The sequence below is a fragment of the Paenarthrobacter sp. TYUT067 genome, from assembly GCF_023656375.1.
Classification (GTDB): Bacteria; Actinomycetota; Actinomycetes; order Actinomycetales; family Micrococcaceae; genus Arthrobacter.
Genome location: NZ_JAMOIT010000005.1, coordinates 205,284 through 230,428, shown reverse-complemented (window position 1 = coordinate 230,428; position 25,145 = coordinate 205,284). Strand labels below are relative to the sequence as shown.

At 62.3% G+C, this 25,145-nt stretch carries 22 protein-coding genes; 5 read left to right on the top strand and 17 right to left on the bottom strand.

Features of this window, described 5'->3' with window-relative positions:
- Positions 1 to 43 precede the first annotated feature (43 nt).
- On the bottom strand, positions 44 to 340 hold the full coding sequence (groES, locus tag MOD31_RS06650; protein WP_011775524.1) for a co-chaperone GroES: 297 nt from the start codon (positions 338 to 340) through the stop codon (positions 44 to 46).
- Positions 341 to 531: 191 nt separating this feature from the next.
- Positions 532 to 891, bottom strand: a complete 360-nt coding sequence (locus MOD31_RS06645) for a hypothetical protein (protein WP_250820151.1) — start codon at positions 889 to 891, stop codon at positions 532 to 534.
- 67 nt (positions 892 to 958) lie between these two features.
- On the opposite strand from MOD31_RS06645, the gene MOD31_RS06640 reads away from it, so the two are divergent.
- Positions 959 to 2,188 carry a class I SAM-dependent methyltransferase gene (locus MOD31_RS06640; protein ID WP_142938412.1) on the top strand — a complete coding sequence of 410 codons (1,230 nt, stop codon included), beginning with the start codon at positions 959 to 961 and terminating at the stop codon, positions 2,186 to 2,188.
- A 20-nt stretch (positions 2,189 to 2,208) separates the two neighbouring features.
- Here the strand turns inward: MOD31_RS06640 and MOD31_RS06635 are convergent, their stop codons facing one another.
- Genes MOD31_RS06635 through MOD31_RS06625 form a run of 3 tightly spaced genes read right to left on the bottom strand, consistent with a single transcriptional unit; the run spans position 2,209 to position 4,357 of the window.
- On the bottom strand, positions 2,209 to 3,021 hold the full coding sequence (locus tag MOD31_RS06635) for a shikimate 5-dehydrogenase (protein ID WP_142938411.1): 813 nt from the start codon (positions 3,019 to 3,021) through the stop codon (positions 2,209 to 2,211).
- A 38-nt stretch (positions 3,022 to 3,059) separates the two neighbouring features.
- Positions 3,060 to 3,182: a type B 50S ribosomal protein L36 gene (ykgO, locus tag MOD31_RS06630; protein ID WP_011775528.1), complete on the bottom strand. Its 123-nt coding sequence runs from the start codon at positions 3,180 to 3,182 to the stop codon at positions 3,060 to 3,062.
- Positions 3,183 to 3,211: 29 nt separating this feature from the next.
- Positions 3,212 to 4,357: a GTP-binding protein gene (locus MOD31_RS06625; protein ID WP_250820150.1), complete on the bottom strand. Its 1,146-nt coding sequence runs from the start codon at positions 4,355 to 4,357 to the stop codon at positions 3,212 to 3,214.
- Positions 4,358 to 4,524: 167 nt separating this feature from the next.
- Between MOD31_RS06625 and MOD31_RS06620 the strand changes: the two genes are divergently transcribed.
- Positions 4,525 to 5,676, top strand: coding sequence for a glutamate--cysteine ligase (locus tag MOD31_RS06620; RefSeq protein ID WP_250820149.1), 1,152 nt, complete (start codon positions 4,525 to 4,527; stop codon positions 5,674 to 5,676).
- Between the two features lie 25 nt (positions 5,677 to 5,701).
- Here the strand turns inward: MOD31_RS06620 and tsaD are convergent, their stop codons facing one another.
- Genes tsaD through MOD31_RS06590 form a run of 6 tightly spaced genes read right to left on the bottom strand, consistent with a single transcriptional unit; the run spans position 5,702 to position 11,007 of the window.
- Complete coding sequence (tsaD, locus tag MOD31_RS06615; RefSeq protein ID WP_250820148.1) at positions 5,702 to 6,850, bottom strand: tRNA (adenosine(37)-N6)-threonylcarbamoyltransferase complex transferase subunit TsaD; 1,149 nt, start codon at positions 6,848 to 6,850, stop codon at positions 5,702 to 5,704.
- Positions 6,847 to 7,302 (bottom strand): ribosomal protein S18-alanine N-acetyltransferase, encoded by a 456-nt coding sequence (gene rimI, locus MOD31_RS06610; RefSeq protein ID WP_166840869.1) that lies wholly within the window; start codon positions 7,300 to 7,302, stop codon positions 6,847 to 6,849. The genes tsaD and rimI overlap by 4 nt, the downstream gene beginning before the upstream one ends.
- 53 nt (positions 7,303 to 7,355) lie before the next feature.
- Positions 7,356 to 8,027, bottom strand: a complete 672-nt coding sequence (gene tsaB, locus MOD31_RS06605; RefSeq protein WP_142938406.1) for a tRNA (adenosine(37)-N6)-threonylcarbamoyltransferase complex dimerization subunit type 1 TsaB — start codon at positions 8,025 to 8,027, stop codon at positions 7,356 to 7,358.
- Positions 8,027 to 8,605 carry a tRNA (adenosine(37)-N6)-threonylcarbamoyltransferase complex ATPase subunit type 1 TsaE gene (tsaE, locus tag MOD31_RS06600; RefSeq protein ID WP_250820147.1) on the bottom strand — a complete coding sequence of 193 codons (579 nt, stop codon included), beginning with the start codon at positions 8,603 to 8,605 and terminating at the stop codon, positions 8,027 to 8,029. The genes tsaB and tsaE overlap by 1 nt, the downstream gene beginning before the upstream one ends.
- On the bottom strand, positions 8,602 to 9,855 hold the full coding sequence (gene alr, locus MOD31_RS06595; RefSeq protein WP_250820146.1) for an alanine racemase: 1,254 nt from the start codon (positions 9,853 to 9,855) through the stop codon (positions 8,602 to 8,604). The genes tsaE and alr overlap by 4 nt, the downstream gene beginning before the upstream one ends.
- A gap of 57 nt (positions 9,856 to 9,912) precedes the next feature.
- Positions 9,913 to 11,007 (bottom strand): carbohydrate kinase family protein, encoded by a 1,095-nt coding sequence (locus MOD31_RS06590; RefSeq protein ID WP_374206979.1) that lies wholly within the window; start codon positions 11,005 to 11,007, stop codon positions 9,913 to 9,915.
- Between the two features lie 64 nt (positions 11,008 to 11,071).
- Here MOD31_RS06590 and MOD31_RS06585 point away from each other — a divergent pair, with 64 nt between their 5' ends.
- Positions 11,072 to 12,442 carry a 6-phospho-beta-glucosidase gene (locus MOD31_RS06585; RefSeq protein ID WP_250820145.1) on the top strand — a complete coding sequence of 457 codons (1,371 nt, stop codon included), beginning with the start codon at positions 11,072 to 11,074 and terminating at the stop codon, positions 12,440 to 12,442.
- Here MOD31_RS06585 and MOD31_RS06580 read toward each other — a convergent pair.
- On the bottom strand, positions 12,439 to 12,948 hold the full coding sequence (locus MOD31_RS06580) for an N-acetyltransferase family protein (RefSeq protein ID WP_374206978.1): 510 nt from the start codon (positions 12,946 to 12,948) through the stop codon (positions 12,439 to 12,441). The genes MOD31_RS06585 and MOD31_RS06580 overlap by 4 nt on opposite strands.
- 120 nt (positions 12,949 to 13,068) lie before the next feature.
- Between MOD31_RS06580 and mshA the strand changes: the two genes are divergently transcribed.
- Together mshA and MOD31_RS06570 are read left to right on the top strand one after the other, a co-directional pair.
- Entirely contained in the window at positions 13,069 to 14,313 is a 1,245-nt protein-coding gene (mshA, locus tag MOD31_RS06575) for a D-inositol-3-phosphate glycosyltransferase (RefSeq protein ID WP_142938400.1), read from the top strand.
- Between the two features lie 98 nt (positions 14,314 to 14,411).
- A complete protein-coding gene (locus tag MOD31_RS06570; RefSeq protein ID WP_250820143.1) occupies positions 14,412 to 16,100 on the top strand; it encodes a formate--tetrahydrofolate ligase in 1,689 nt (562 codons plus the stop codon).
- A 211-nt stretch (positions 16,101 to 16,311) separates the two neighbouring features.
- Here MOD31_RS06570 and MOD31_RS06565 read toward each other — a convergent pair whose 3' ends face one another.
- The 5 genes from MOD31_RS06565 to glgX all read right to left on the bottom strand — a co-directional run bounded on the left by MOD31_RS06565 (position 16,312) and on the right by glgX (position 25,138).
- On the bottom strand, positions 16,312 to 17,397 hold the full coding sequence (locus MOD31_RS06565) for an inositol-3-phosphate synthase (protein ID WP_090817844.1): 1,086 nt from the start codon (positions 17,395 to 17,397) through the stop codon (positions 16,312 to 16,314).
- 169 nt (positions 17,398 to 17,566) lie between these two features.
- A complete protein-coding gene (mgrA, locus tag MOD31_RS06560; RefSeq protein WP_223940627.1) occupies positions 17,567 to 18,604 on the bottom strand; it encodes an L-glyceraldehyde 3-phosphate reductase in 1,038 nt (345 codons plus the stop codon).
- A 79-nt stretch (positions 18,605 to 18,683) separates the two neighbouring features.
- Positions 18,684 to 20,456 (bottom strand): malto-oligosyltrehalose trehalohydrolase, encoded by a 1,773-nt coding sequence (treZ, locus tag MOD31_RS06555; protein ID WP_142938646.1) that lies wholly within the window; start codon positions 20,454 to 20,456, stop codon positions 18,684 to 18,686.
- 90 nt (positions 20,457 to 20,546) lie between these two features.
- The gene (gene treY, locus MOD31_RS06550) at positions 20,547 to 22,859 is read right to left on the bottom strand and encodes a malto-oligosyltrehalose synthase (RefSeq protein WP_250820142.1); all 2,313 of its coding nucleotides are present in this window, start codon (positions 22,857 to 22,859) and stop codon (positions 20,547 to 20,549) included.
- Positions 22,856 to 25,138, bottom strand: a complete 2,283-nt coding sequence (glgX, locus tag MOD31_RS06545; protein WP_250820141.1) for a glycogen debranching protein GlgX — start codon at positions 25,136 to 25,138, stop codon at positions 22,856 to 22,858. The genes treY and glgX overlap by 4 nt, the downstream gene beginning before the upstream one ends.
- Between the last annotated feature and the right edge of the window lie 7 nt (positions 25,139 to 25,145).

The window sequence follows — 25,145 nt, the reverse complement described above, 5'->3', positions numbered from 1 at the left end:
CTGGAATCATTCCAACTCGACGGCGGTGCGGGGCTCCGGGAAGTTACTTTACGACGATCGCAAGGACGTCGCGGGCGGACAGAACGAGGTACTCGTTGCCGCCGGTCTTGACTTCGGTTCCACCGTACTTGGAGTAGATGACGACGTCGCCAACAGCTACGTCAACCGGTACGCGGTTTCCGTTGTCATCGAAGCGGCCGGGGCCGATTGCAACAACTTCGCCTTCCTGCGGCTTCTCCTGTGCGGAGTCCGGAATGACCAGGCCGGAAGCCGTGGTCTGCTCTGCTTCGAGCGGGCGAACAACAATACGATCCTCAAGAGGCTTAATCGAGACCGACACTCGGACTCTCCTTTTCATGAGCTGATTCATGGACTAAGAACTAGGGTGCCGGAGCGTACATCCGTCGTCGCGGTGCCGGAAGACGCTTGGCGTGATTAGCACCCTCCGGGGGAGAGTGCTAACAAGACTCTATGTAAGCGTTAGCACTCGGTCAAGGTGAGTGCCAGCATTTCGTCATGGGTGAACGTCCCTTACCTGCCCGTCAGGTCGTCCAGATCGTAGTCTTCGCCGTCGTCATCCTCATCCAGCGGAGCATTGCCGCGGTTCAGGTACAGCACCACGGCGGCGGCTATAGCCACGATGCCGGAGATCACCAGCGTGATAATCCCACCGGTCCGGGCGCCGCTGTAAAGTTCGCGGATGCCCCGCGCTTCATCGGTGGCGTCATTGACGCTCTTGCCGGCCACCGAGTAAGTAGCCGCATTGAAGGAATCCAACGCGAAGATAATGATCAGCAGGCCGATGCAGACCACCGCGATCACGACCCCCGCTATCAGGGCGGGGCGCGCAATCTTCGTCAGGGAGGGGTGCGGTGCTGCGTTGTCTTCCATGAAAACAACCCTATCCGGCTGATTCGCCGGTCACGCTGTCAAGCGCCGCGCCGTTAGGCTTGATTCCATGCCTCACGCACCGCAGGAACAGATCGCACCCTTGCTGACTACTGAAGGATGGGAACTTCTTGCCTCACTGGGACCCTATCGGGAGGCCGATTCCTTCAGCGTCAACGCAGACCTCCGCAAAGCGGGTCACTCCCCGGAGCTGGTAGCTGCGGTCCTCACGCAATCCAGGCTGCGGACGCGCGCAGAGGCAAAGTTCGGCGAGTTTGCCCGGCAGATGCTCTTTACCCAAGCCGGCTTGGAGCAGGCAACGCGATTGAACGTCGCAGCCCGTCACGCCGAGCGCTTCGCGAAGGCCGGCATCTCGCACGTTGCAGACCTGGGCTGCGGCCTTGGCGCCGACTCCATGGCGATGGCGTCAATGGACATTTCCGTGACCGCGGTTGAGATGGATGAAACCACCGCCGCCTGCGCCACCATCAATCTCATGCCCTTCCCGCATGCCACCGTGGTGCACTCCGACGCAACAACCGTGGAATTGGACGGGGTGGACGGCGTATGGCTGGATCCCGCCCGGCGAACCACGTCCACCTCCGGAACCAAACGGATCTGGGACCCTGAAGCCTTCTCTCCCCCGTTGTCCTTCGTGGAACGCCTGGCGGCTACCGGCCGCGCCATCGGCGTCAAGATGGGTCCCGGCATCCCGCATGAGTCCGTGCCTTCAGGCTGCGAAGCCCAGTGGGTTTCGGTAGGCGGCGACGTCACCGAAGTGACCCTGTGGTTCAACGCAGTGTCCCGCCCCGGCGTGCGTCGCGCCGCGCTGGTGATTGGCGGCCAAGGCGCCGCTGAGATCACCAGCGGCACGGATTTCGACGGCGGCCCGGTAGCCGCCGTCGGGCCTGTAGAAGGTTTCCTCTACGAACCCGATGGTGCGGTGATCCGCGCAGGACTGGTGGCCGACGTCGCCGAACGGCTGGGCGGGCACCTGGTGGACGAGCACATTGCCTACATCTGCGCGCCTGCGCTGCACGACACTCCCTTCGCCCGTGCCTACAAGGTTCTTGAGGTGATGCCCTATAACGTCAAGGCCCTCAAGGCCTGGGTCAAGGCCAACGGAATCACTGTGCTGGACATCAAAAAGCGCGGCACGGCTGTCACTCCCGAGGAACTCCGGAAGCAGTTGCTGCCCGCCAAACCGGATAAGTCCCTTAGGACGAAAACAGCCACCCTGGTCCTCACCAGGATCGGCGAGGAGAGAGTGGCTGTTGTGGTGGAACCGGTGACGGGCTAGCAGTCAGCGGCACCCGGCAGTCAGCGACGTGAAAACTCCGAGGCTTCGCGGACCTGCTCAGGGCTAGGGCGCACGCCGGTGTAGAGGACAAATTGTTCCTCGGCTTGGATGGCAATAACTTCAGCGCCTGTGATCACCTTCTTGTCCGCTTTCCGGGCAGCACTGATAAGTGGCGTCTCGGACGGCAAAGCCACGACGTCAAACACTACTTGCGCCGCGGCAATCGTGGCGTCGTCGAAGGACTGCGCTGTTTCGTCCGCACCTGCCATTCCCAACGGCGTGACGTTGATGATGAGATCAGCTGTGGAGCCGTTGACGTCATCCTGCCAGGCGAAGCCGTAAAGATCTGCCAGTGCACGGCCGGTGTCCTCGTTGCGGGCCACGATGGTGACGGCGGTGAACCCGGCGTCCCGAAGTGCTGCGGCTACGGCCTTGGCCATACCGCCTGCACCGCGGAGGAGCACGCTGTGGCTGCTGGGAACCTGGTGGTCCTTTAGCAGCCGGGCAATGGCGATGTAGTCCGTGTTGTAGGCAGTCAGCACGCCATTGTCGTTGACGATGGTGTTCACCGAATCAATGGCCTTGGCCGACGGATCCATCACGTCAACCAACGGGATGACGGCTTCCTTGTACGGCATGGAAACCGCGGCGCCCCGGATCGGGAGGCCGCGGATGCCAGCCACTGCAAGGGTGATGTCCGCAGGGGCGAATGCTTTGTAGACAAAGTTCAGGCCGAGCAGATCGTACAAATAATTGTGGAACCGGGTGCCGATATTGCTGGGCCGGGCCGCAAGCGAAATGCACAGGGACATGTCTTTGTTCAGGATTGGCATTCCCCCATTAAACACGCCCCTTTATCACCGACGTGCGGTTAGCCTTGCCGCGCCTTCATCCGCGGATTGTTCTTGTTGATGACGAAGGTACGCCCGCGCCTGCGCACAATCTGGGCGCCGGGGATCTTCTTGAGGGCACGCAGCGAATTCCTGACCTTCATGGTGTTTCTCCTTTGGTTGGGTGTTTGTTTTAAAGGGCGTCGCTGAGTTCCAGGGGGTCGTCCCACACGCCGAAATCCTGCTGCATTTCAGCTTGGGTGAGTTGGCAACCGTCCAGGAGCCCGCGAAATTCCCGGGCGTCGATGTCCTCCGAAAGGCCGGTGATCGCCAGCACAGTTCCACGGTCGCCGCGGCTGGGATGCCAGTCCAGGACAGAGTCGACGTCGGCACCCGCCTTTCCGGGGTGCGCCTGGCCAGGTTCGGCCGAGTCCGCCAGCCATTTCCCGGTACTTTCGAGCCAGACCCTAGGCCCAATACCTTGGACGGCGATCCTTGTTTTCGGCGCTGATGCGATCCAGAGGCGGCCTCGCAGCCAGTGCGTTCCGGCGGCCAGTTGGGGCAGGGCTTCGCGGAAGCGTCCCGGATGCAGCGGCCGACCCACTTTGTGGAGCACCGTCCGGTAGGACCCACCCCCATCGCTGACGGGCACACGCACGACGCCGGGACGGTTGCGTGCCGCCGCTTCAGCGTCGTCGAAGCATCCCGGCCTGTAGGCGTCAGCGGCGCCAATGACGCCTGCGTGGGACGCCAACTGGCCAAGCAACTGGACACCCAACTGCCACTGCGAAGTGCCTTCGCGAGGTTCGCCGCTCAGCACTGCACCCAGGCCGGGGTGCACCATCACCGTATCCACCTGCCCGAACTCGCCGATCAGGAATTCTCCGCTGGTTCGCTCATCTGTGGGCATGGACGTAAACCCGGACTCGAACAGCGTGTGACGGTCCCAAATATGGTCATCCAAGTCCGCAGGGTCCAAAGCCAGTACGGCGTTGTCTATCACCGCAGGGCGGCTCAGGCCACGCCGAAGCTCGCCAACGGCCATGCCGGCCGCAACGCCGGGAGGGAGGCCCAGCACTACATGGTCGAAACCGCAGGAGGCGAGACGTTCCGCCGTCGGGACTACATCCAATCTGACAGTGCAGCTGAGGCAACCATGCTCCAGAACTGTGGTTTCGCGCTCGAACAACTGGCCGTTCCGGTATACCCGCCGCAGGACCATCGAGCCATCAAGGAGATCGTGAAGGACCACCACGGAATTGGCGTGGGTTTGGCCGAGCCGGGCAGCGGCGGACTCGCGGCATTGGGTGTCCAAGGAACTGACAACTATGAGATGCATGCAGCGATTCTATTGAGAAGCATTCTCAATAGCAAATGACGGGACTTTCCCCCTCGCAAGACCACAGCAGAAACCTGCGTTCCAGCTGCATTAGACTTGTTCCGACCGCTGGCGGCCCCACAGCGGGGAACCGTGTCCGGCTGAGACAAGACAAATGAGGGGACTACGTGCAGATTGATTTTGCGCCATCCAGGCAATCGACACTGGGTGTGGAATGGGAGTTGGCGCTCGTCAATAAACGCACCGGGGAACTGGTATCAGTGGCCAACGACGTCCTCAAAGGCGTCGCCGCGAACCACCCCGACCTCAACGAGGACGACGAACACCCCCATATCAAGCGCGAACTGCTCCTCAATACGGTGGAACTGGTCACCGGGATCTGCGAAACAGTCAAAGACGCCAAGGAAGACCTCAGCCGCTCCCTGGCCGCCGTGCGTGAAGTCACCGATCCCATGGGCGTGGAAGTCTTCTGCGCAGGCAGCCACCCCTTCAGCCCTCCCCTGCTCCAGCCCGTCACGGACAAGGAGCGTTATGCCAAGCTCATTGAGCGGACCCAATGGTGGGGACGCCAAATGGTGATCTACGGTGTTCACGTCCACGTGGGCATCGACCGCAAGGAAAAGGTCCTTCCCATCCTGGACGGGCTGGTCAACTACTTCCCGCACTTCCAAGCCCTGTCCGCCTCAAGCCCTTACTGGGCCGGAGAAGAGACCGGCTACGCCTCCCAGCGTGCGCTCATGTTCCAGCAGCTTCCCACCGCAGGCCTCCCCTTCCAATTCGACACGTGGGAGGCGTACGAGTCCTATGTCCAGGACATGTTCACCACCGGCGTCATCGATGCGACCTCAGAAATCCGCTGGGACATCCGCCCGGTGGCCAACCTTGGGACCATCGAGATGCGCATCTGCGACGGGCTGGCCACTCTTGAAGAAGTAGGAGCCATTGCCGCGCTGACCCAATGCCTGGTGGACGAGTTCTCCTCCATCCTTGATGCAGGCGGCAGCATCCCCACCATGCCGCCCTGGCATGTGCAGGAGAATAAATGGCGGGCCGCGCGTTACGGCATGGAAGCCATCATCATCCTCGACGCCGAAGGCAACGAGCAGCTTGTCACAGAGCACCTCACGGAGACCGTCGCACGGCTTGAGCCCGTGGCAGCAAAGCTCGGCTGCTCCGAAGAATTGGCAGACGTCCTGAAGATCATTGAGCGTGGGGCAAGCTACCAGCGCCAGCGCCGCGTCGCCGCCGAACACAACGGTGACCTGCAGGCAGTGGTCATGGACCTCGTGCACCAAATGCGCAAAGGACCTGACGCCTAGTTCCCTGTTTGCCTGAGTCTGAAGCTCAGGCGGGCACTGACACCGTGGTCACCGGCATGGAGGAATCCGGCGCGAAGGAGACTCCGCTGGGGCCGATGCCGGCCATGATCAGCTGGGCACCGAGCGCCGCAACCATGGCGCCGTTATCCGTGCACAGGTCCAGCGGCGGGACATGGAGCTTGATTCCGGCGGAAGTACACCGCTGCCCGGTCAGTTCCCGAAGCCGAGAGTTCGCTGCTACTCCCCCACCAAGCAAGACGTCCGTGATGCCATGCTCTTTGCAGGCCAGGACTGCTTTGGAACTGATGACGTCCACCACGGCTTCCTGGAACGCTGCGGCAATGTCCGCCACGGGGACTTCTTCGCCACGGGCTTCGAACTGCTCAACGCACCGGGCCACCGCTGTTTTCAGGCCGCTGAAAGACCAGTCATAGCGGTGCGGGCCCTTTTCCTCCGCAGTACCCATGTACTTGGGCTGCGTCAGGCCGCGAGGGAAGCGGATGGATTTGGGGTTACCTTGACGCGCCAATTTGTCGATGGCCGGGCCACCGGGATACCCGAGGCCAAGGATGCGGGCCACTTTGTCGTAGGCTTCGCCGGCGGCGTCGTCAATGGTTGAACCGAGAAGCTCGACGTCGTCCGTGATGCTGCGGATGCGCAGGATTTCCGTATGCCCGCCCGAGACCAGGAGGGCTCCGAGGTTCTCCGGCAGCTTGCCGGCTCCCAAGCCGGCGGCAGCACCGGCGTCGTTCTTTCCCTCAGTTCCTTGACGTCCGTTCAGGAGTCCCACGCCCACATGCGCCACCAGATGGTTGATGGCGTACAGCGGTTTTCCCGTGGCCACAGCCAGCGCCTTGGCAGCACAGACGCCTACCATGAGCGCACCTGCCAAGCCGGGACCGGATGTCACGGCAATGGCATCAATCTCGTCCAAGGTGACACCGGCTTCATGCAGCGACTCCTGCAAAGTGGGCACAAAAGCGTCCAGGTGCGCGCGCGACGCGATCTCCGGGATGACACCGCCGAAGCGGACATGCTCATCCATGGACGAGGACACGGTGTTGGTCAAGAGGGTGGTCCCCCGCACGATCCCCACGCCGGTCTCATCGCAGGAAGACTCGATGCCCAGCACCAACGGCTGCTGCTGTGACTGTTCCGGATACTGCCCGCTCACGCCGTGGCTCCTTCGTGGGACTGTGGTTTGTTCAGTTCAAGACGCATGATCAGGGCGTCCGTGCCGTCCCGGTAATAGCGGGGACGCACGTGGATCTGCTCAAAGCCGAACCGCAAGTACAGCTGCTGGGCGCGGGGGTTGTCCGCCCGGACTTCCAGCAGGACGTCTGCCGCACGGCGGCGACGCGCTTCATCAATCAGTTCAGTCAGGACAGCCGAACCGATGCCCTTGCCCTCGAATTCAGGCACGACGGCGATCGTCTGGACGTCCGCGATCGGCTCAATACACATCAACCCGGCGTAGGCCACGATCTCCCCGGAAACCTCCGCCACCACATAGCGCCGGGTCTCCGGCTGGGCCAATTCGTCGAAGAACATCTGCAACGGCCAGGCATCCACGGGGAACAACCGGCGCTCCAACGTCTCCACTGCCGGGATATCAGCCTCGGTCATGTCCCGCAGGGAAAGACCGGCGAGTTCCAGCTTGGGTGAGAATTTCCTTTCGGTCACAGCGCACGCTTCCTGGGTCCAGGCACCTGGGCATCGGATTCGCGCAGATACAACGGTGTAGAGTCCAGCAAGGTCTGACCGGCCGTGAGCTTTGCCAAAGCGAACTGGCCCAGCGAGGCCGCGTCCGGCTGGGTCTGAGCGAAGTCAACGTCCGCAGTGAGGACATCGGCGTACAAACCTGCACCCGCCCCAAACACCGGCAAGTCCGGGAGCTCGGAGGCGAAACCCACATGAGGGCCGTCCACGAGTTCCGGAAGCTGGCCCTCAGCCAGCGCATAACGGGCCCAGTAAACCTCTTTGCGTCGGGCATCCGTGGCTATAAGGAACTCGGGTGTCGCGGCCGTTGACTCCGCAACTTCCAAGGCAATGGCGTCCAGGCTCATCAGCCCATACAACGGCTTGTTCCAAACGTAGGCGAGGGTGCGGGCCGTCGCAATGCCCGAACGGAGCCCGGTGAACGGGCCAGGCCCCACACCCGTGACGATCGCGTCAATGTCAGCGCCGGTGACACCGGCACCGGCCAAAAGCTTTGCGATCCCGGGAGCGAGGACTTCTGCGTGGCTGCGGGTATCCTCCGTGGCGAAAGATTCCACCACGGACTCCATGGCATCGTCCGAAATCAGCGCCGCACTGGCAACCGCCGACGTATCAATGGCCAGGATCAGCATTAGAGACCTTCCACAGGTGATGTAGTTTCAAGGACCTGCGGCGCTTCGGCCCAGCGGGGACCGAATCCACGGAAAACAATGATGCGGGGCTCGTCGTCGTCATCGGTGTCGAAGTCCATAACGTCCCCGTCCGTAGTGGGCGCAGCGGCTGCCCCGCCAACGGACCGGTGCAGGTCAACCTCCAGACGGCTGTCAGAGAGATGCTCCACCCGGTCCCTGCCCCACTCCACCACGGTGACCGCTGTATCCATGGTGTTCTCAAGATCGATGTCGTCGATCTCCGCTGCCGAGTCCAGCCGGTAAGCATCAACATGGACCAGGTCCGGACCACCGGGCCTGGGGCCATCCGGGAGATTTGGGTGGATCCGTACCAGGACAAACGTTGGCGAAATGATGCCTGCACGCACCCCCAGGCCTTCGCCAAGTCCCTGGGTGAACGTGGTCTTGCCCGCACCCAGCTCGCCTGTCAGGACCAGGAGATCCCCGGCCTCAAGCACCTCGCCCACAGCCGCTGCGAGCGCGTGTGTCTGTTCCGCCGTCGTGACTGTGAGCGTGCGCTCCCACTGGGCGTCGCTCACAGCGTTGCCGATTCCGCTTTGCCGGCGACAGCCGCAGGTGCCTCTGGCACGGAAGGCATTTCGTTGACGTAGCTGCGAGGGACCCGGGGGCTGATGCGCGTCACGATTTCGTAGTTGTTGGTTCCTGCTGCGGCCGCCCAATCATCGGCGGTGGGGCCACCGTCTGCTCCATTACCAAACATGATAGCCTCGGCACCCTTGAGGCCTGCCGCCTCCTCCGGGGACAGGGGCCCCAGATCAATGACCATCTGGTCCATGGCAATCCTGCCCACTACCGGGTAATTGTGGCCGTTCACCCGCACGGGACCCCCGGTGGCGACCCTGGGGACACCGTCCGCATAGCCCAGCGGCACCAGGCCCAGTGTGCTTTCCTCGCTGGTCCGGTAATTGAGTCCGTAAGAGACGCCTTGGCCTTCGGGTACTTTTTTGCAGTTGGACAGGAGAGTCCGGACAGTCATGGCGGGATGCAGGCCCAATTCGGCAGATGTGGCCCCTTCGAAGGGCGAGAGTCCGTACACCCCGAGGCCTACGCGGACAAGGTCGAAGTGCGAGTCGGGCCGGGACAAAGCCGCCGGTGTGTTGGCTATGTGCCGAACCTCGGTGTCAACGCCGGCGTCCTCGGCCATGGCGATTGCCTCGCGGAAGACGGCCAGTTGATGGTCCGTTTCGGGGCGTTGCGGCTCGTCTGCAACGGCCAGGTGCGAGAAGATACCCACCACCCGCAGGAGGCCCTGATCCTGGTAGTCCATGGCCTGTCCCAACAGCTGGTCCCAGTCCGCAATGGTGCAGCCATTCCGGCCTAGTCCTGTGTCCACTTTGAGATGCACACGCGCGGGTCGCTCCTGTTCCCGCGCTGCGGCCACTACCGCTTCGAGCTCCCAACCGGAAATCCCGACGTCGATGCCGGCGGCGACTGCCGCTTGGAAGTTGCTTTCGCGGGTGTGCAACCAGGCGAGGAGCGGGGCCTCGACTCCGGCAGCGCGCAAGGCGAGCGCCTCGGAAATGTGGGCGACACCCAGCCAGGCAGCTCCGGCGTCGAGGGCTGCCCGTGCCACCTGTACGGCACCGTGCCCATAGGCGTCCGCCTTCACCACAGCCATCACAGCGGCCGGGGAGGCAATGCCCACGAACTGACGAACGTTGTGCCGCACGGCGTCCAGGTCGATCACGGCGGAGCGCTCCAGGACCGCTGACTTTGCTATGGAGGCTTTCGTCCCGATCCCGATATCTGCAGCTGCTTCGTAAGTCACCCTAGAGATTCTAGTGCTGTCAGTGAACTCGGGTTAACTGCGGGGCTCCATCAGGGGCTACTGAGCGTCAGACAAGTGCGCGATGGTGGCCCGGGCTCGTCGTTGCGCTTCTGCCGGGATGTCCTTCACGATCGGTTCCAGAAAGGCGAAGCGCCGCAACCATTGACTCGACTGGCGCTCTTTCCGTGCGTTTGCCCGTTGCCACCAGTCGGCGATGTCGCCCCACCCCGGTGCGGCCAGCGAGCCTCCCACTTCCTGGACCGCCAGGGAAGCGCAAAGGTTCGCGAACCGGAGCCGGTCCCCCAGCCTCCACCCTGCCAGGCACCCCACAATGAAGGCCGCCCCGAAACAGTCCCCGGCGCCGGTGGGATCTGAGGCTGATACGGGCAGGGACGGCACCCATTCCTCTTCCCCCGTCTCCGAGTCCACTGCCACGGCGCCTTGGGGGCCGAGGGTTACCACTGCCACTGGGACGCGGTCAGCCAGCGAATACAAGGCCGCCCACGGGTCGGTTTTGCCGGTGAACGCCATCGCTTCAGGGGCATTAGGCAAGAAGGCGTAGAAGTTAGCCAGCTGGTCCAGGCGACGCTCGGACCACTTCCCCGTAGGATCCCAGCCCACCACGCCAAAGAGCTTGGTGCCGGCATCCTTCGCGGCCAGCATCCACGGCTCCAGTTCCTCGCCTAAATCTGCGACGGCGGCGAGTGCCTTGGGTGGTTTTCCGATCAATTCCGAGGAACTGATCGGGGCGGGGTGGCCGTGTGTCACCATGGACCGGTCCTGATTCACGCACATGGATACCGTCACGGGTGAGTGCCAGCCCGAAACCCGCTGCGAGAGCGAGAGGTCAACGTGTTCCTGGCTTTCCAGGATCTGCCAGTTGTAATCGCCGTATCCGTCGTCTCCGAAGGTTGCCGCGAGGTTGGTGCGCAAGCCAAGCCGTGCGGCAGCAATGGCCTGGTTGGCTACGCCCCCGGGGCAGCTGCCCATTCCTTCGCTCCACACCTCCGTGCCGGGTTCGGGTGCGTGCGGAAGGCCGGTGAAAATGATGTCCTGGAAAACCGTTCCTGTCAGGAGGAGATCGCATTGGTGGTCCCCGTCCGACCGGACGGTAGCCAAGGGGTCGTATCGTCGCTGGGGCATAGCGTCCATGCACGGCAGACTACGCTGCACGTGCTGGGCTGCATAGACTTGCATGCCTGCATAGACTCGGACCATGCGGCTCATGATCGCCGGTGGCGGCGGATTCCGGGTTCCCCTCGTGTACCGGGCTTTGTGTGAGGGACCTTTCGCAGGTTTGGTGGACGAGCTTGTTCTCTTTGACGTGGATGAATTACGGCTCGCTGCCATTGAGGCGGTGCTTCGCGACATGCCCACGGGCGGTTCCGGGCCCGTCGTCGTTGTTTCCACGGATCTTGGGCAGGCACTCACCGGCACGGACATGGTGTTCGCGGCGATCAGACCCGGTGGTACCGCGGGGAGGATCGCGGACGAACAGATTCCCCTGAGGTTGGGGTTGCTGGGCCAGGAGACCACCGGCGCCGGCGGCATCTCCTATGCGCTGCGCTCCATCCCCCGGATGCTGGAACTCGCTGAGGCCATGCGGGAGTATTGCCCCGATGCGTGGCTCATCAACTTCACCAATCCGGCCGGCATGGTTACCGAGGCTTTGGTGCCGGTTTTGGGTAACCGGGTGATCGGCATCTGCGATTCCGCCGGAGGATTGGTCCAGCGTGCTGCCCGCGCCGCCGGGGCCCCCCTTGCTGAAGGGCACCTCGACGGCGTGGGCTACTTCGGGCTGAACCACCTCGGCTGGCTTTACCGGCTGGCACCCGCTGGACGGGACCTCTTACCGGATCTGCTGTCTGATCACGGTGCACTTGAAACCATGGAGGAGGGCCGCTTGTTCGGGCAGCACACCCTCCTTCTCCTTAACTGCCTGCCCAACGAATACCTTTATTACTACTACCAAACGTCGCAGGCCACCCAGGCCATTGGACAGCAACAGCAAACCCGCGGGGCCTCCATCCACGGCCAGCAACAGTTGCTGTACCCGTCGCTTCTCCATGCTTCACAGCCATACCGGCTCTGGGATGACGCCCGGCGCTCCCGGGAGGAAGGTTACCTGGCAGAAGCGAGGACCCACGGGGAACAGCGGGACGAGTCCGATCTCGCAGGAGGCGGATACGAACGTGTAGCGCTTTCGGTAATGCGTGCGCTGTCCGGCGGAGGTACGGCGCAGTTGATCCTCAATGTGCCCAACTCGCCGGTGTCCGCCACTGGGCCCGCTGCCGAGGCGGCGGTGCCCGGACTGCCTGGGGACGCCGTCGTCGAGGTTCCCTGCGAGGTAACGCCCGACGGCGCGTTGCCGCTGGCCCAGGACCGGCCGGACGGGCAGTTCCTCACCCTGATGCAGCACATCAAGGAGGTGGAGCGGCTGACAATCCGCGCAGTGGTGTCCGGCGAGCGCGAGGCAGCTGTGGAAGCCTTTGCGGCACATCCCCTGGTAGGTTCGCTCGCCCTGGGCCGGCAACTGCTTGACGGATACGAGGCCGCTTTTCCTGAATTAACCCAGCTGTGGGCCTAAAGTTTTCGGTACATCACGTGCAAGCCCACGTAGCCGATTTCAGGGTGGTTGAAGGCTTCAGGCACCGTAGCCAGAATCTTGAAACCCATGGACTGCCACAACCACACGGCACGCACGTTGCTCTCCACCACGGCGTTGTACTGCATGGAACGGAAGCCTGCCGCTTTCGCGTCGCTCAGTGAGTAGGCGCACAGGGCCCTGGCAATACCTTGACCCGAGTTGTTGGCCCCCACCATGTATCCGGCGTTGGCAACATGGCTTCCACCACCGGCTTGATTGGCGTGGAACTCCCCTGTTCCCAGGATCTCGCCGCTGCCTTGGCGCACAGCAACGAAGGTCTGGCCGGGAGCTTCCTTCACCCATTTGCTCCTGGCCACCTCTTCTGTGGTGTCGCGATCCCATGTGAAGGTCTCGCCCTCGCGGATCACCGGCTGCAGGATCGACCACATTCCGGGCCAGTCCTCAGGTGTTGCTTTACGGATGTCAAAGGATTGTTCTTGGCTCACAGCGGCCACGCTAGCAGTCTTGTGCACATAGCGGAGCTTGCCCGGCTGAGGACTCAACGGCAGGAGTAATGTTTTCTGAAGCGCAAAGTTGAATTTGCTGTGATCGTGAGGAGGTCCCGGATGCCGTTGATCCGTCGTGTGGCCTTTCTGTCCCTCCATACCTCCCCCATGGAGCAGCCCGGCGCCGGAGATGCCGGCGGAATGAACGTTTACGTGCGCGCCTTGGCCATGGCACTTGCGGAGTCCGGGGTGGAGGTGGAAATCTTCACGCGATCCACCAAAGCCGGCCAGCCCGCCGTCGAGCACCCTGGCCCCGGCGTCTGCGTACACAACGTCATGGCAGGACCACGCCGCAAACTGCCCAAGGAAGAACTGCCGGCACTTCTGCACCACATGGTCGAGGAAATCGACAAAATCCGCCACCAACAGCTCCACGGCCGCTACGACGCCATCCACTCCCACTACTGGGTTTCAGGCGTGGCAGGGCTCGAGCTCTCAGAACTCTGGGGCGTCCCCCTCATCCACACCATGCACACCATGGCCAAGGTCAAAAATCTTGTCCTGGAGTCCGGTGAACGGCCTGAGCCGCGGCGCCGGGAAGACGGAGAGCAACGCATTGTGGACGGCGCTTCGAGGCTGGTTGCCAATACTCCTGCCGAAGCGGAGGAATTGGTTTCACACTACGGGGCGGATCCTGACCGGATAGATGTAGCCCCGCCGGGAGTGGACCTCAAGGTGTTCACGCCCTCGTTCCGGCGAAAATCGCGTTCATTGCGGGGCGTCAGGCCGGACAGCTTCCACATCCTCTTTGCCGGCAGGATCCAGCGGCTCAAAGGTCCCCAGGTATTCGTCAAGGCGGCCGGCATACTCCGAAAACGCCGACCGGACATTGATTTGGAAATGACCATACTGGGCTCTCTGAGCGGGGCGAAGGACTTCAACCTCCAGCACATCATTGAAGACGCTGGACTCTCCGACGTCGTTACTCACCGGCCGCCTGTTGTGGCACCGGAGCTGGCCAGCTGGTTCCGGTCAGCAGATGTGGTGGTGATGCCCTCCTTCAGCGAGTCCTTCGGTTTGGTGGCGTTGGAAGCACAGGCGTGCGGTACACCTGTGGTGGCCACCAATGTTGGTGGTCTCTCCCGCGCCATCTCCGACGGGCGAACGGGCATCCTGGTAAACGGACACGATCCTTCCGATTGGGCAGACGCCCTCGAAGATCTTTACGACGACGTCCAGACCCGCGAGGACATGGGCCGGCTCGCTGCCACCTACGCCGAGTCCTTCGGATGGCAACGCACCGCCGCCATCACGTTGGAAAGCTACCGTGAGGCTGTGGGCGGACTCTTGGTCCCGCGGCGCTGAGTCTCCGCCGGTATCTGCACCGGGGCTGATAGATTGTCGCGCACAGCGTAAACCCCCGGCAGCAGCATCCCCGCTGCGGGCAGAACCGAAGGACAAAGATGTCTGAAAACAAGGTCATGAGTGATCTTGAGATTGCCCACCACGCCACCATGCTTTCCATTGAAGAGGTGGCCGAACGCGCCGGCATTCCCGTGGATGCACTTGAGCTGTACGGGCCCTACAAGGCCAAGATCAACACGGCCAAACTGGGCCTGCCTCAGGGAAAGACCCCCGGCAAGGTAGTGCTCGTCTCCGCCATGTCCCCCACTCCTGCCGGCGAAGGAAAGTCGACCACCACAGTGGGACTCGCGGATTCCCTGGCCCGCGCAGGCCACAACGTGATGATCGCCCTGCGTGAGCCCTCTCTCGGTCCGATTCTGGGCATGAAAGGTGGAGCCACGGGCGGTGGGTACTCCCAGGTGTTGCCCATGGATGACATCAACCTGCATTTCACGGGCGACTTCCACGCCATCACATCGGCAAACAACGCCCTCATGGCCTTAGTGGATAACCACATTTTCCAAGGCAACCACCTCGGCATCGACCCGCGCCGCATGACGTTCAAACGCGTGCTGGACATGAACGACCGCGCCCTGCGGGAAGTCATCATCGGACTCGGCGGCCCCATGCAGGGAGTGCCCAGGCAAGACGGCTTCGATATCACCGTGGCCTCGGAAATCATGGCAGTCTTCTGCCTCGCCTCAGATCTCGACGATCTTCGGGACCGGCTGGGACGCATCACCTTCGGGTACACCTACGACCGCACGCCAGTCACGGTTTCGGACCTCGGCGTCGAAGGTGCCCTCACCATGCTCTTGAAAGACGCCGTCAAGCCCAACCTCGTCCAAACCATCGCAGGGACTCCCGCGTTGGTCCATGGCGGTCCCTTCGCGAACATTGCCCACGGGTGCAATTCGTTGATCGCCACCCGCACCGCAATGCAGCTCGCCGACGTCGTGGTCACTGAGGCCGGCTTCGGCGCGGACCTTGGCGCCGAGAAATACATGGACATCAAGGCGCGCATCGCCGACGTGGCGCCATCCGCCGTCGTGGTGGTGGCAACCATCCGCGCGCTCAAGATGCAGGGCGGCGTTGCCAAGGAAAATCTCAGCGAGCCAAATGTCGACGCCGTGGCAGCCGGTGTGGAGAACTTGAAAAGGCACGTGGGCAACGTGGCGAAGTTCGGCCTATCCCCTGTTGTGTCCATCAACAAATTTGCAACGGACAGTCCTGAGGAACTTCAGTGGCTCCTTGCCTGGTGTGCTGCAGAAGGCGTGCAGGCGGCGGTTGCCGATGTTTGGGGGCGCGGGGGCGGAGGCGACGGTGGTGATGAGCTCGCCGCCAAGGTGGCAGCCGCACTGGATGTGCCAACCGACTTCCACCACCTCTACCCGCTGGAACTCAGTGTTGAGGACAAGATCCGGACGATCGCGCAGGAGATCTACGGGGCCGACGGTGTGGAATTCTCCGTTCCGGCAATCAAACGTCTCGCCGAGATCGAGAAGAACGGCTGGTCAGAGCTCCCCGTGTGTATGGCCAAGACACAATACTCCTTCACCGACGATGCGTCCCGGCTGGGTGCGCCCAAAGGATTCCGCGTGCACGTTCGCGATCTGATTCCCAAGACCGGTGCTGGATTCATCGTTGCGCTGACCGGTGCGGTGATGACCATGCCCGGCCTTCCCAAGGAACCGGCCGCCATGCGCATGGATGTGGATGCCGACGGCAACCCTACCGGCCTCTTCTAACCCTCTCTCACATCCCAAGCCCTACACCCCAACCGTCTCTCACTTCCTTGAGGAAAGGGATAGAGCGTTGCGCTCAGAGGCCAAGGATCTGATAGAGCGTTGCGCCCAGAGGGCAGGGATCTGATAGAGCGTTGGGTACGGCAAACGCCCCCGTATCGGAAGACGAGGGCGTTTGGCGTCGCGCGGTTTGGCGCTTGGTAAGGCGGGGTGTTTAGCGTTCGATGTCGCCGCGGATGAAGGCTTCAACCTTGTCGCGGGCGATGTCGTCGTTGAACTGCTCCGGCGGCGACTTCATGAAGTAGCTGGATGCGGAGAGCAGCGGGCCGCCGATTCCGCGGTCCAGGCCGATCTTCGCAGCGCGGATGGCGTCAATGATCACACCGGCAGAGTTCGGGGAGTCCCACACTTCGAGCTTGTATTCGAGCGAAACAGGGGCGTCTCCGAAGTTACGGCCTTCAAGGCGGACGAAGGCCCACTTGCGGTCATCGAGCCAGGCAACGTAGTCGGACGGTCCGATGTGGACGTCGTCGGCGTGCAGCTCAGCCTCAACGTTGGAGGTGACGGCCTGGGTCTTGGAGATCTTCTTGGACTCGAGGCGATCGCGCTCAAGCATGTTCTTGAAGTCCATGTTGCCGCCAACGTTCAGCTGGTACGTGCGGTCCAGGGTGACGCCGCGGTCTTCGAACAGCTTGGCCATGACACGGTGGGTGATGGTGGCACCGATCTGGCTCTTGATGTCGTCGCCCACAATCGGGACGCCGGCTTCGGTGAACTTGTCAGCCCACTCCTTGGTCCCGGCGATGAAAACGGGCAACGCGTTGACAAAGGCCACGCCTGCGTCGATGGCGCACTGGGCGTAGAACTTGGCGGCTTGGTCCGAACCGACGGGCAGGTAGCAGACCATAACGTCTGCTTTGGCTTCGCGGAGCGCGGCAACGATGTCTACAGCTTCTTCCGGAGCCTCCACGATCGTCTCGCGGTAGTACTTGCCCAGACCATCGAGGGTGTGACCGCGCTGGACAGTCACGCCTGTTGCGGGAACGTCGGCGATCTTGATGGTGTTGTTTTCGCTGGCACCGATGGCGTCAGCGAGGTCGAGCCCAACCTTCTTGCTATCGACATCGAAAGCAGCAACGAAGTGAACGTCGTTGACGTGGTACTGGCCGAACTCGACGTGCATCAGACCCGGGATCGTGGCCTTGGGGTCAGCGTCGCGATAGTACTGAACACCTTGGACCAGCGATGCGGCGCAGTTGCCTACGCCGACAATGGCAACACGAATCGGATGTGAAGACACGGAACTCCTTTTTGAGAACTAACCTCAGGTGCCAGGCGCATCCCTGACTGAGTCCAGGGCACGACTGAGTGGCACGGCGCCATTCGGCGCACACTTGCATTGTAACCAACACAGCGGAAGCCGGTTTTGTTCCCTCCCGGCCTCCGCTGTTTATGTCAGTTGTTGAAGGCTACTTCTGAGCCCAAAGGTTGATGTCCGATTCCACAGCAAATTCGTCAATGGCCGTGAGCTCTTCGCTGGTGAACCCCAGGTTGTTGATCGCGCTGAGCGTGTCCTCAAGCTGGGCAACGCTGGAAGCACCAATCAGGGCTGAGGTCACCGGCGAACCCTTGGGCTGATCACGCAGGATCCACGCGATGGCCATCTGGGCAAGGGTCTGCCCACGCCCTTCGGCTATGGCGTTCAAGCCCCGCACGCGGTCGAGTTTGTCTTCAGTGAGTGCAGATTCGGACAGGAACCGTTCTTTGGCGGCCCGCGAATCGGCGGGCACACCGTTGAGGTACCGGTTGGTGAGCATGCCCTGCGCCAGCGGCGAGAAGGCGATGGAACCGGCGCCCACCTGGTCCAAGGCCTCGTACAGGTTGGGTGAGCCGTTCTCCGTCCACCGGTTCAGCATGGAGTAGCTGGGCTGGTGTATGAGAAGAGGAGTGCCGAGTTCCTTGAGGATCCGGGCGGCTTCGATCGTCTGTTCCGGCGTGTAGGAAGAGATTCCCGCGTACAGTGCCTTGCCGGACCGGACTGCATAGTCCAAAGCGCCCATGGTTTCTTCCAATGGAGTTTCAGGATCGGGGCGGTGGCTGTAGAAGATGTCCACGTAATCCAGGCCCATGCGCTCCAGCGACTGGTCCAGGCTGGAGATCAGGTATTTGCGGGATCCCCACTCGCCGTACGGGCCGGGCCACATGTAGTAACCGGCTTTGGTGGAGATGACCAGTTCGTCACGGTACGGCTTGAAGTCGTCCTTGAGGTGACGGCCGAAGTTTGTCTCTGCCGAGCCATCCGGCGGACCGTAGTTGTTGGCGAGGTCAAAGTGGTTGACACCGAGATCGAACGCACGGCGCAGGATGGCGCGTTGTTCGTCGAACCGTTTGTCATCGCCGAAGTTGTGCCAGAGGCCCAACGAGATGGCGGGGAGTTTGAGTCCGCTGCGTCCGACGCGGCGGTAGGGCATGGTTTCGTAGCGGTTTTCCGCGGCCGAATAAGTCATACGTACCATCCTGCCACTGCAGAAACAGTGGTGACGGCGCCGTCCGCTATGTGGGCGCCGTCACCTCAATCTCTGTGGCTTACTGGACGCGCACGACGGCGGCGCTACCGCCGGGAAGGGTCAGCGTCCCGTCGTTCAGGGCTGCTTCGTCGTCGGTAGCCAGCAACACGGAGCCATTCAATGGCGTGCCCAGTGCTTCGTCCCCGAAGTTGCAGACTACCCGGATGGGGCCGCGGGAGAACTGGAGCCAGTGCTCGTCGTCGTCAAACTCAACGTGTGTCTCGCCGAAGCCGCCGTCCACCAATTCCGGAGTGTTGCGGCGCAGCTGTGCCAAATCCTTGTACAGCTGCAGCAAGCGTGCGTGCTCACCTTCGCCGGCTTCGTCCCACTTGAGTTTGGAGCGCTGGAACGTCTGAGGATCCTGCGGGTCAGGAACAACCGCCGGGTCCCATCCCATACGTTCGAATTCCTTGATTCGCCCTTCTGCTGTAGCTTTGCCGAGCTCAGGTTCCGGGTGGGAGGTGAAGAACTGCCATGGAGTGGAGGCAGCAAATTCCTCACCCATGAACAGCATGGGCGTGAAGGGGGATGTCATGGTCAGCACAGCACCGATGGCCAGCTTTCCGTACGACAACGACGCAGTGAGGCGGTCCCCGGTGGCCCTGTTCCCGATTTGGTCGTGGTTCTGCAGGCAGACCACAAGCGCGGAAGGGTGGGCCATATCGCGGCGGATCGGGCGGCCGTGGTGCCTGCCCCGGAAGCTGGAGTAGCTGCCGTCGTGGAGGAATCCATGTTCCAGGACCTTGGCCAACACTGCGAGCGAGTCAAAGTCCGCGTAGTAGCCGGTGGTTTCCCCGCTGAGGTTGACGTGGACGGCGTGATGGAAGTCGTCGCTCCACTGGCCTTCCAAGCCGTAGCCGTTGTCTTGCCGCGGGTAGATGAGCCGCGGGTTGTTCAAATCCGATTCCGCAATCAGCGTCCTGGGGATTCCGGTGGCTGCCTCCACCTCGTCTCCCAGCGCGCCGAATTCCTCAAGGATGTGCACGGCACGCTCATCACGCAACGCGTGCACGGCATCGAGGCGGAGTCCGTCCACGTGGTAATCCCGAAGCCACATCTCTGCGTTCTCCAGGATGTATCGACGAACATCGTCCGAGCCGGGGCCGTCAAGGTTCACGGAGTCACCCCAGGTGTTGCCCTCCCCCGATTTCAGGTAGGGGCCGAACTTGGGCAGGTAGTTGCCGCTTGGACCGAGGTGGTTGTAGACGACGTCCTGAATAACGCCCAAGCCCGCGGCATGCGCTGCATCCACAAAGCGTTGGTAGGCGGCGGGGCCACCATACGGCTGGTGCACGGCGTACCAAAGGACGCCGTCATAACCCCAGTTGTGAACACCATTGAATCCGTTGACCGGGAGTAGCTCTACGAAGTCGACGCCAAGGTCCACCAAATACTTCAGTTTCTCGGCTGCGGCATCCAGCGTGCCTTCCGCGGTGAAGGTGCCGAGGTGTAGCTCATAGATGACCGAACCCTTGAGGCTCCGGCCTTTCCATTCGCTGTCCTTCCACTCATGGGCGGAAGGATCGAAGGTCGCTGACAGACCATGGACCCCGTCCGGCTGCCTCCGCGAGCGCGGATCGGGAAACGGTCCCTCGCCGTCCACGATGTAGCCGTACCGCACGTCGTCGCCATCCTGGGCCACTGCGTCAGCAGGCGCCCGCCACCAACCGGCTGCGGCGCCGTCGTGATGCCTCTCCATGGAGTACTCGTGGCCTCCGGCGAGCAACTGAACCGAATCCGCATTCGGAGCCCAGACGTCGTAAAGATTCTTTCCAGCAGCGTGCTCCAGCATCATGCTCCCCTGTACGTGTTTCAAGCGTGCTTTGCAATGACGGTGTTGACGGTGCGATCACCGCTATTCGGTGATCGCACCGTCCGGAAATCAGTCCGTAGGGACCAACAAAGCCACCGGGTAATGCTCCAGCAAGGTGGCCAGAGGGACGGCGCCTGCCCCGTAGCTGACCCCGGTGAGTTCGTCCCGGCAGGCCACCGTCAATTCAATGGCCGTGTCCCGCCAGCCGCCTTCACTGGCCAGCCGCTTGGGCAGGCGGGTGGCAACGGTGAGAGCTCCACGATGTTCGGCTCCCCGGTCGAAGGCCACCACGTGTCCCGCAGCGGCGCCTTGGGCAGCCACCGGGAGGTAGCCGGCGAACAGTTCCGGCCTGTCGCGCCGTAGCCTCAGGGCACGCGAGGTCACCAGCAGTTTGGCGGCTTCATCGGTGAATGCGGGCTTGGCGCCGCCGTCCAACTCTTCCAGGGCTGCGATCCGAGCCTTGAAGTCCACGGGACGCCGGTTGTCGGGGTCGGTCAGCGAACCGTCCCTGAATTCAGTGCCTTGGTAGACGTCCGGAACGCCGGGCATGGTCAGCTGGATCAACTTGGCGGACAACGAGTTGGATGTTCCATACGGTTCGAGCTCGTTGACGAAGTTCGTCAGGGCGGCTGCAACCTCCGGAACATCGAAGACGGCGTCGACGGCGGCCGCCAACTGGCGTTCGAAATCCTGGTTGGGATCGGTCCAGTTGGTGGAATTGCCGGCTTCCCGTGCCGCTTTCAAGGCGTAGGACTGCAACCGTTGGCGATCTGCCGGCCACGCGCCTGCGATGGATTGCCAGACCAAGGCCGAGAGGGGCCCATCGGGGATGGGCGCGAGCTCATGGACGATTCCGAGGAAGAGCTCCCATTCCGGTACGGCCTCGGAGATCACCGAGATCCTGGCCCTCGCATCCTCGCTCCGTTTGGTGTCGTGGGTGCTCAGCGTTGTCATGGACAGCGGCAAGAGCTGCTGCCTCCGGGCCATGCGTTCGTGGAAGACATTGCCGGGAATGGAGAACTCCGTGGGATCCGCACCCACTTCCGTCAGTGACCCTAGACGGGTGTACCGGAAAAATGCGGTGTCCTCCACACCCTTGGCCATCACCATGCCGGACGTCTGTTGGAAACGCCGGGCCAGCAGGCTGGACTTATCCAGCAAGAGCGGCTGAAGCCCGCTAAGGACAGCGGCCAGGTCAGGGCGCTGCTTGGCGGCGTTCTCCACGGACTCGATCAGCGTTTTCCCACCATAGGGCAGATACGTCCTGTAGATGGGGAAACAGCAGATGACTTCAGCCAAGGCATCGGCTACCTTCGCGAACGGCAGCTCCAAGGAGTCAGGCACAAGGCGGGCCAGCCTTAGGACTTCCGATCTCAGGATGCCGTCGGCGATCCGGCGCTTGGTCGCATGGATCATGGAGTGGTAGTGCGCGGGAGCATCTGCATTCCGGAGTCGGGCATCGAGGGAGTTCAGGTATTCCTCTGCCGCCGGATCCACGAAAAGGCGGTCGACGTCGGCCAAGGCGTCGTATCCCGTGGTCCCTTCGCACTCGAAGGTATCCGGCAATTGCTCCCCCGGTTCCAGGATCTTCTCCACCAGAAGGTAGGAGCCACCAGTAGCTTCGCGCAACCTTGCGAGGTAGCCCTCGGGGTCGGCCAGACCATCGGGGTGGTCGATCCTCAGCCCGTCCACCAGTCCTTCACGGAACCAGCGGACGATCTCTGCGTGGGACTCGTCAAAGACCCATGGAACTTCGACTCGTAAGCCGGCCAAGGTGTTCACTGCGAAGAAGCGGCGGTAGTTCAGATCGGCGTCGGCGCGGCGCCAGCCAACCAACTCGTAGTGCTGCCGTTCGTGGACCTCACGCGGGTTGTCCCCGGCCGTGTACGTCCCCTCTGCCAAGGGGAAACTGTGATCGTAGTAACGCAGTTCGTCGTCCACGATTTTCAGTTCATCAAGGTCGTCATCACTTCCCAGGACCGGGATGCGGATCTTCCCCCCGCCAAAGTCCCAGTCGACGTCGAAAGCCTCGGCGTACTTTGAACCCTGGCCTTCCTTGAGCAGCTGCCACCACCAGGCGTTTTGCTTCGGCGAAGCGACACCCATGTGATTGGGGACGATGTCGGCAAGAACGCCCAGGCCTTTGTCTTTGGCAGCACGGGACAACGCGGCTAGTCCTTCGGAGCCTCCGCGGGAGGGGTCGACGGTGGAGGGATCGGTCACGTCATAGCCGTGATCGGAACCCTTTTCCGCTGTCAGGATGGGTGAAACATAGACCCAATCAATTCCCAGGGATTGCAGGTATCCGGTGAGCTCCGCCGCATCCTGCAGGGTGAAGCTCGGCCGGATCTGGAGTCGATACGTGGAGACAGGCGTCCTCATGATCCAGGCTCCTTCGTTTCATCTGCCTTTTCGTCGTCCTCCGGGGCTGAGCCTTTGTAATCGAAAGGCAAGGACGTCACTGCCGGGGCGGTAATGGATGCCGTCTCCGGAGTGCTCGTTTGCGTCAAAGCTGCGAGGGAAGCTGCCACCGAGTGATCGGGTTCAATTTCCGGGGTGCTGTGGGCACGGAGTACCACCAGCGACTTGCCGCCTACCATCAGGATCTGGTCCGGCTTGACCACGCCCGCTTCGGCGCCTTCCCCGGCGGTGTCGATCATGACGTCCCAGGCCGGCGCGTACTCGTCGGAAGGAATCCGGAAGCCTACCTCGTCCTGGTCCGCGTTGAAGTACAAGAGGAAGTTGACGTCCGTAATGCGTCGGCCCTGGGTGTCCAGGCCGTGGATGCCATCGCCGTTGAGGAACACACCAACGGAGCGCCCCAAAGCTTCGTCCCAGTCGGACGGAGACATGGTGCTGGCGTCGGCATCGAGCCATACGATGTCCGGGAGCCGTTCGCCTTCACCACGAAGCACGGGACGGCCATCGAAGAAGCGGCTGCGGCGCAGGCTGGGGTGTTTGGCACGGAGCGCGCTGACCGCGGCAGTGAACTCGATCAGCGGCTGGTCCACGTTCTCCCAGTTGATCCAGGTGAGTTCGGAATCCTGGCAGTAACCGTTGTTGTTGCCGTTTTGCGTCCTGCCCAGCTCGTCGCCGTGCAGCAGCATGGGGACGCCCTGGGACAGGAACAGCGAGGCAATGAAGTTACGCTGCTGGCGGGCCCTGAGGCCAAGGACGGTGGGATCGTCCGTGGGTCCTTCTGCGCCGCAGTTCCAGGAACGGTTGTGGGACTCGCCGTCGTTGTTGTCTTCGCCGTTGGCCTCATTGTGTTTCTCGTTGTAGGACACAAGGTCGGCCAGCGTGAAGCCATCGTGCGCGGTGACGAAGTTAATGGACGCCACGGGTCGACGGCCAGAGTGCTCGTAGAGGTCCGCCGATCCGGTCAGACGTGAAGCGAACTCGCCAAGGGTGGAAGGTTCGCCGCGCCAGAAGTCACGGACCGTGTCGCGGTATTGGCCGTTCCATTCTGTCCACTGAGGCGGGAAGTTGCCCACTTGGTACCCACCGGGCCCAACGTCCCACGGCTCAGCGATGAGCTTCACCTGGGAGACTACCGGGTCCTGCTGGATGAGTTCGAAGAAGGTGGAGAGTTTGTCCACGTCGTAGAACTCACGTGCCAGCGTTGAGGCGAGGTCGAATCGGAATCCGTCCACGTGCATCTCGGTCACCCAGTAGCGCAGGGAGTCCATGAGCAGTTGGAGGGAGTGGGGGCTGCGGACGTTAAGCGAGTTGCCCGTGCCGGTGTAATCCATGTAGTACTTCTGGTCGTCTTCCACCAGGCGGTAGTACGCGGAGTTGTCGATGCCCTTGAAGGACAGTGTGGGTCCGAGGTGGTTTCCCTCGGCTGTGTGGTTGTACACGACATCGAGGATGACCTCGATGCCAGCCGTATGCAGCGCCCGCACCATGGCTTTGAAGTCCTGGACCTGCTGTCCGGTGTCTCCCTTGGAGCTGTAGCTGTTGTGGGGTGCGAAGAACCCGATGGTGTTATAGCCCCAGTAGTTGTTCAGGCCCTTGTCCTGCAGAATGCCGTCGTTGACGAACTGGTGCACCGGCATGAGTTCGATCGCCGTGATGCCCAGCTTCTGCAGGTGGGAAATAACCGCCGGATGCGCGACGCCGGCGTAGGTGCCGCGCTGCTCTTCGGGCACCTCGGGGTGCATCTGGGTAAGGCCCTTGACGTGTGCCTCGTAGATCACGGACTTGTGATACGGAATGCGCAGGAGTTTGTCGCCGTCCCAGTCAAAGAAGGGGTTGATGACAACGCCCAGCATCATGTGCGGCGCAGAGTCCTCATCATTTCGCGAATCCGGGTCACCCATGTTGTATGAGAACAGGGACGGGTCCCAGTCAATCTGCCGGTGGATGGCCTTCGCGTAAGGATCCAGCAGCAGCTTATTGGGGTTGAAGCGTTGGCCGGCGTCGGGGTCGTAGGGACCGTGCACCCTGTAGCCGTACTTTTGCCCCGGTTGGACCTGCGGCAGATAACAGTGCCAAACGTAACCATCTACTTCGGTAACTTCTACGCGGACTTCCCCGCCGTCGTCGTCGAAGAGACACAATTCCACTTTTTCGGCCCTCTCGCTAAACAGCGCGAAGTTGGTGCCGGTGCCGTCAAACGTGGCACCTAGCGGATAAGCCGATCCAGGCCAGACTTCCATGCGTTCT

Bases quoted from the DNA above. Each gene is read 5' to 3' on its own strand.
- MOD31_RS06645 (WP_250820151.1), bottom strand. From the start codon at position 891: ATGGAAGACAACGCAGCACCGCACCCCTCCCTGACGAAGATTGCGCGC.
- MOD31_RS06640 (WP_142938412.1), top strand. From the start codon at position 959: ATGCCTCACGCACCGCAGGAACAGATCGCACCCTTGCTGACTACTGAA.
- MOD31_RS06635 (WP_142938411.1), bottom strand. From the start codon at position 3,021: ATGCCAATCCTGAACAAAGACATGTCCCTGTGCATTTCGCTTGCGGCC.
- ykgO (WP_011775528.1), bottom strand. From the start codon at position 3,182: ATGAAGGTCAGGAATTCGCTGCGTGCCCTCAAGAAGATCCCCGGCGCC.
- MOD31_RS06625 (WP_250820150.1), bottom strand. From the start codon at position 4,357: ATGCATCTCATAGTTGTCAGTTCCTTGGACACCCAATGCCGCGAGTCC.
- rimI (WP_166840869.1), bottom strand. From the start codon at position 7,302: ATGACCGAGGCTGATATCCCGGCAGTGGAGACGTTGGAGCGCCGGTTG.
- tsaB (WP_142938406.1), bottom strand. From the start codon at position 8,027: ATGCTGATCCTGGCCATTGATACGTCGGCGGTTGCCAGTGCGGCGCTG.
- MOD31_RS06590 (WP_374206979.1), bottom strand. From the start codon at position 11,007: ATGGACGCTATGCCCCAGCGACGATACGACCCCTTGGCTACCGTCCGG.
- MOD31_RS06585 (WP_250820145.1), top strand. From the start codon at position 11,072: ATGCGGCTCATGATCGCCGGTGGCGGCGGATTCCGGGTTCCCCTCGTG.
- mshA (WP_142938400.1), top strand. From the start codon at position 13,069: ATGCCGTTGATCCGTCGTGTGGCCTTTCTGTCCCTCCATACCTCCCCC.
- MOD31_RS06570 (WP_250820143.1), top strand. From the start codon at position 14,412: ATGTCTGAAAACAAGGTCATGAGTGATCTTGAGATTGCCCACCACGCC.
- mgrA (WP_223940627.1), bottom strand. From the start codon at position 18,604: ATGACTTATTCGGCCGCGGAAAACCGCTACGAAACCATGCCCTACCGC.
- treZ (WP_142938646.1), bottom strand. From the start codon at position 20,456: ATGCTGGAGCACGCTGCTGGAAAGAATCTTTACGACGTCTGGGCTCCG.
- treY (WP_250820142.1), bottom strand. From the start codon at position 22,859: ATGAGGACGCCTGTCTCCACGTATCGACTCCAGATCCGGCCGAGCTTC.
- glgX (WP_250820141.1), bottom strand. From the start codon at position 25,138: ATGGAAGTCTGGCCTGGATCGGCTTATCCGCTAGGTGCCACGTTTGAC.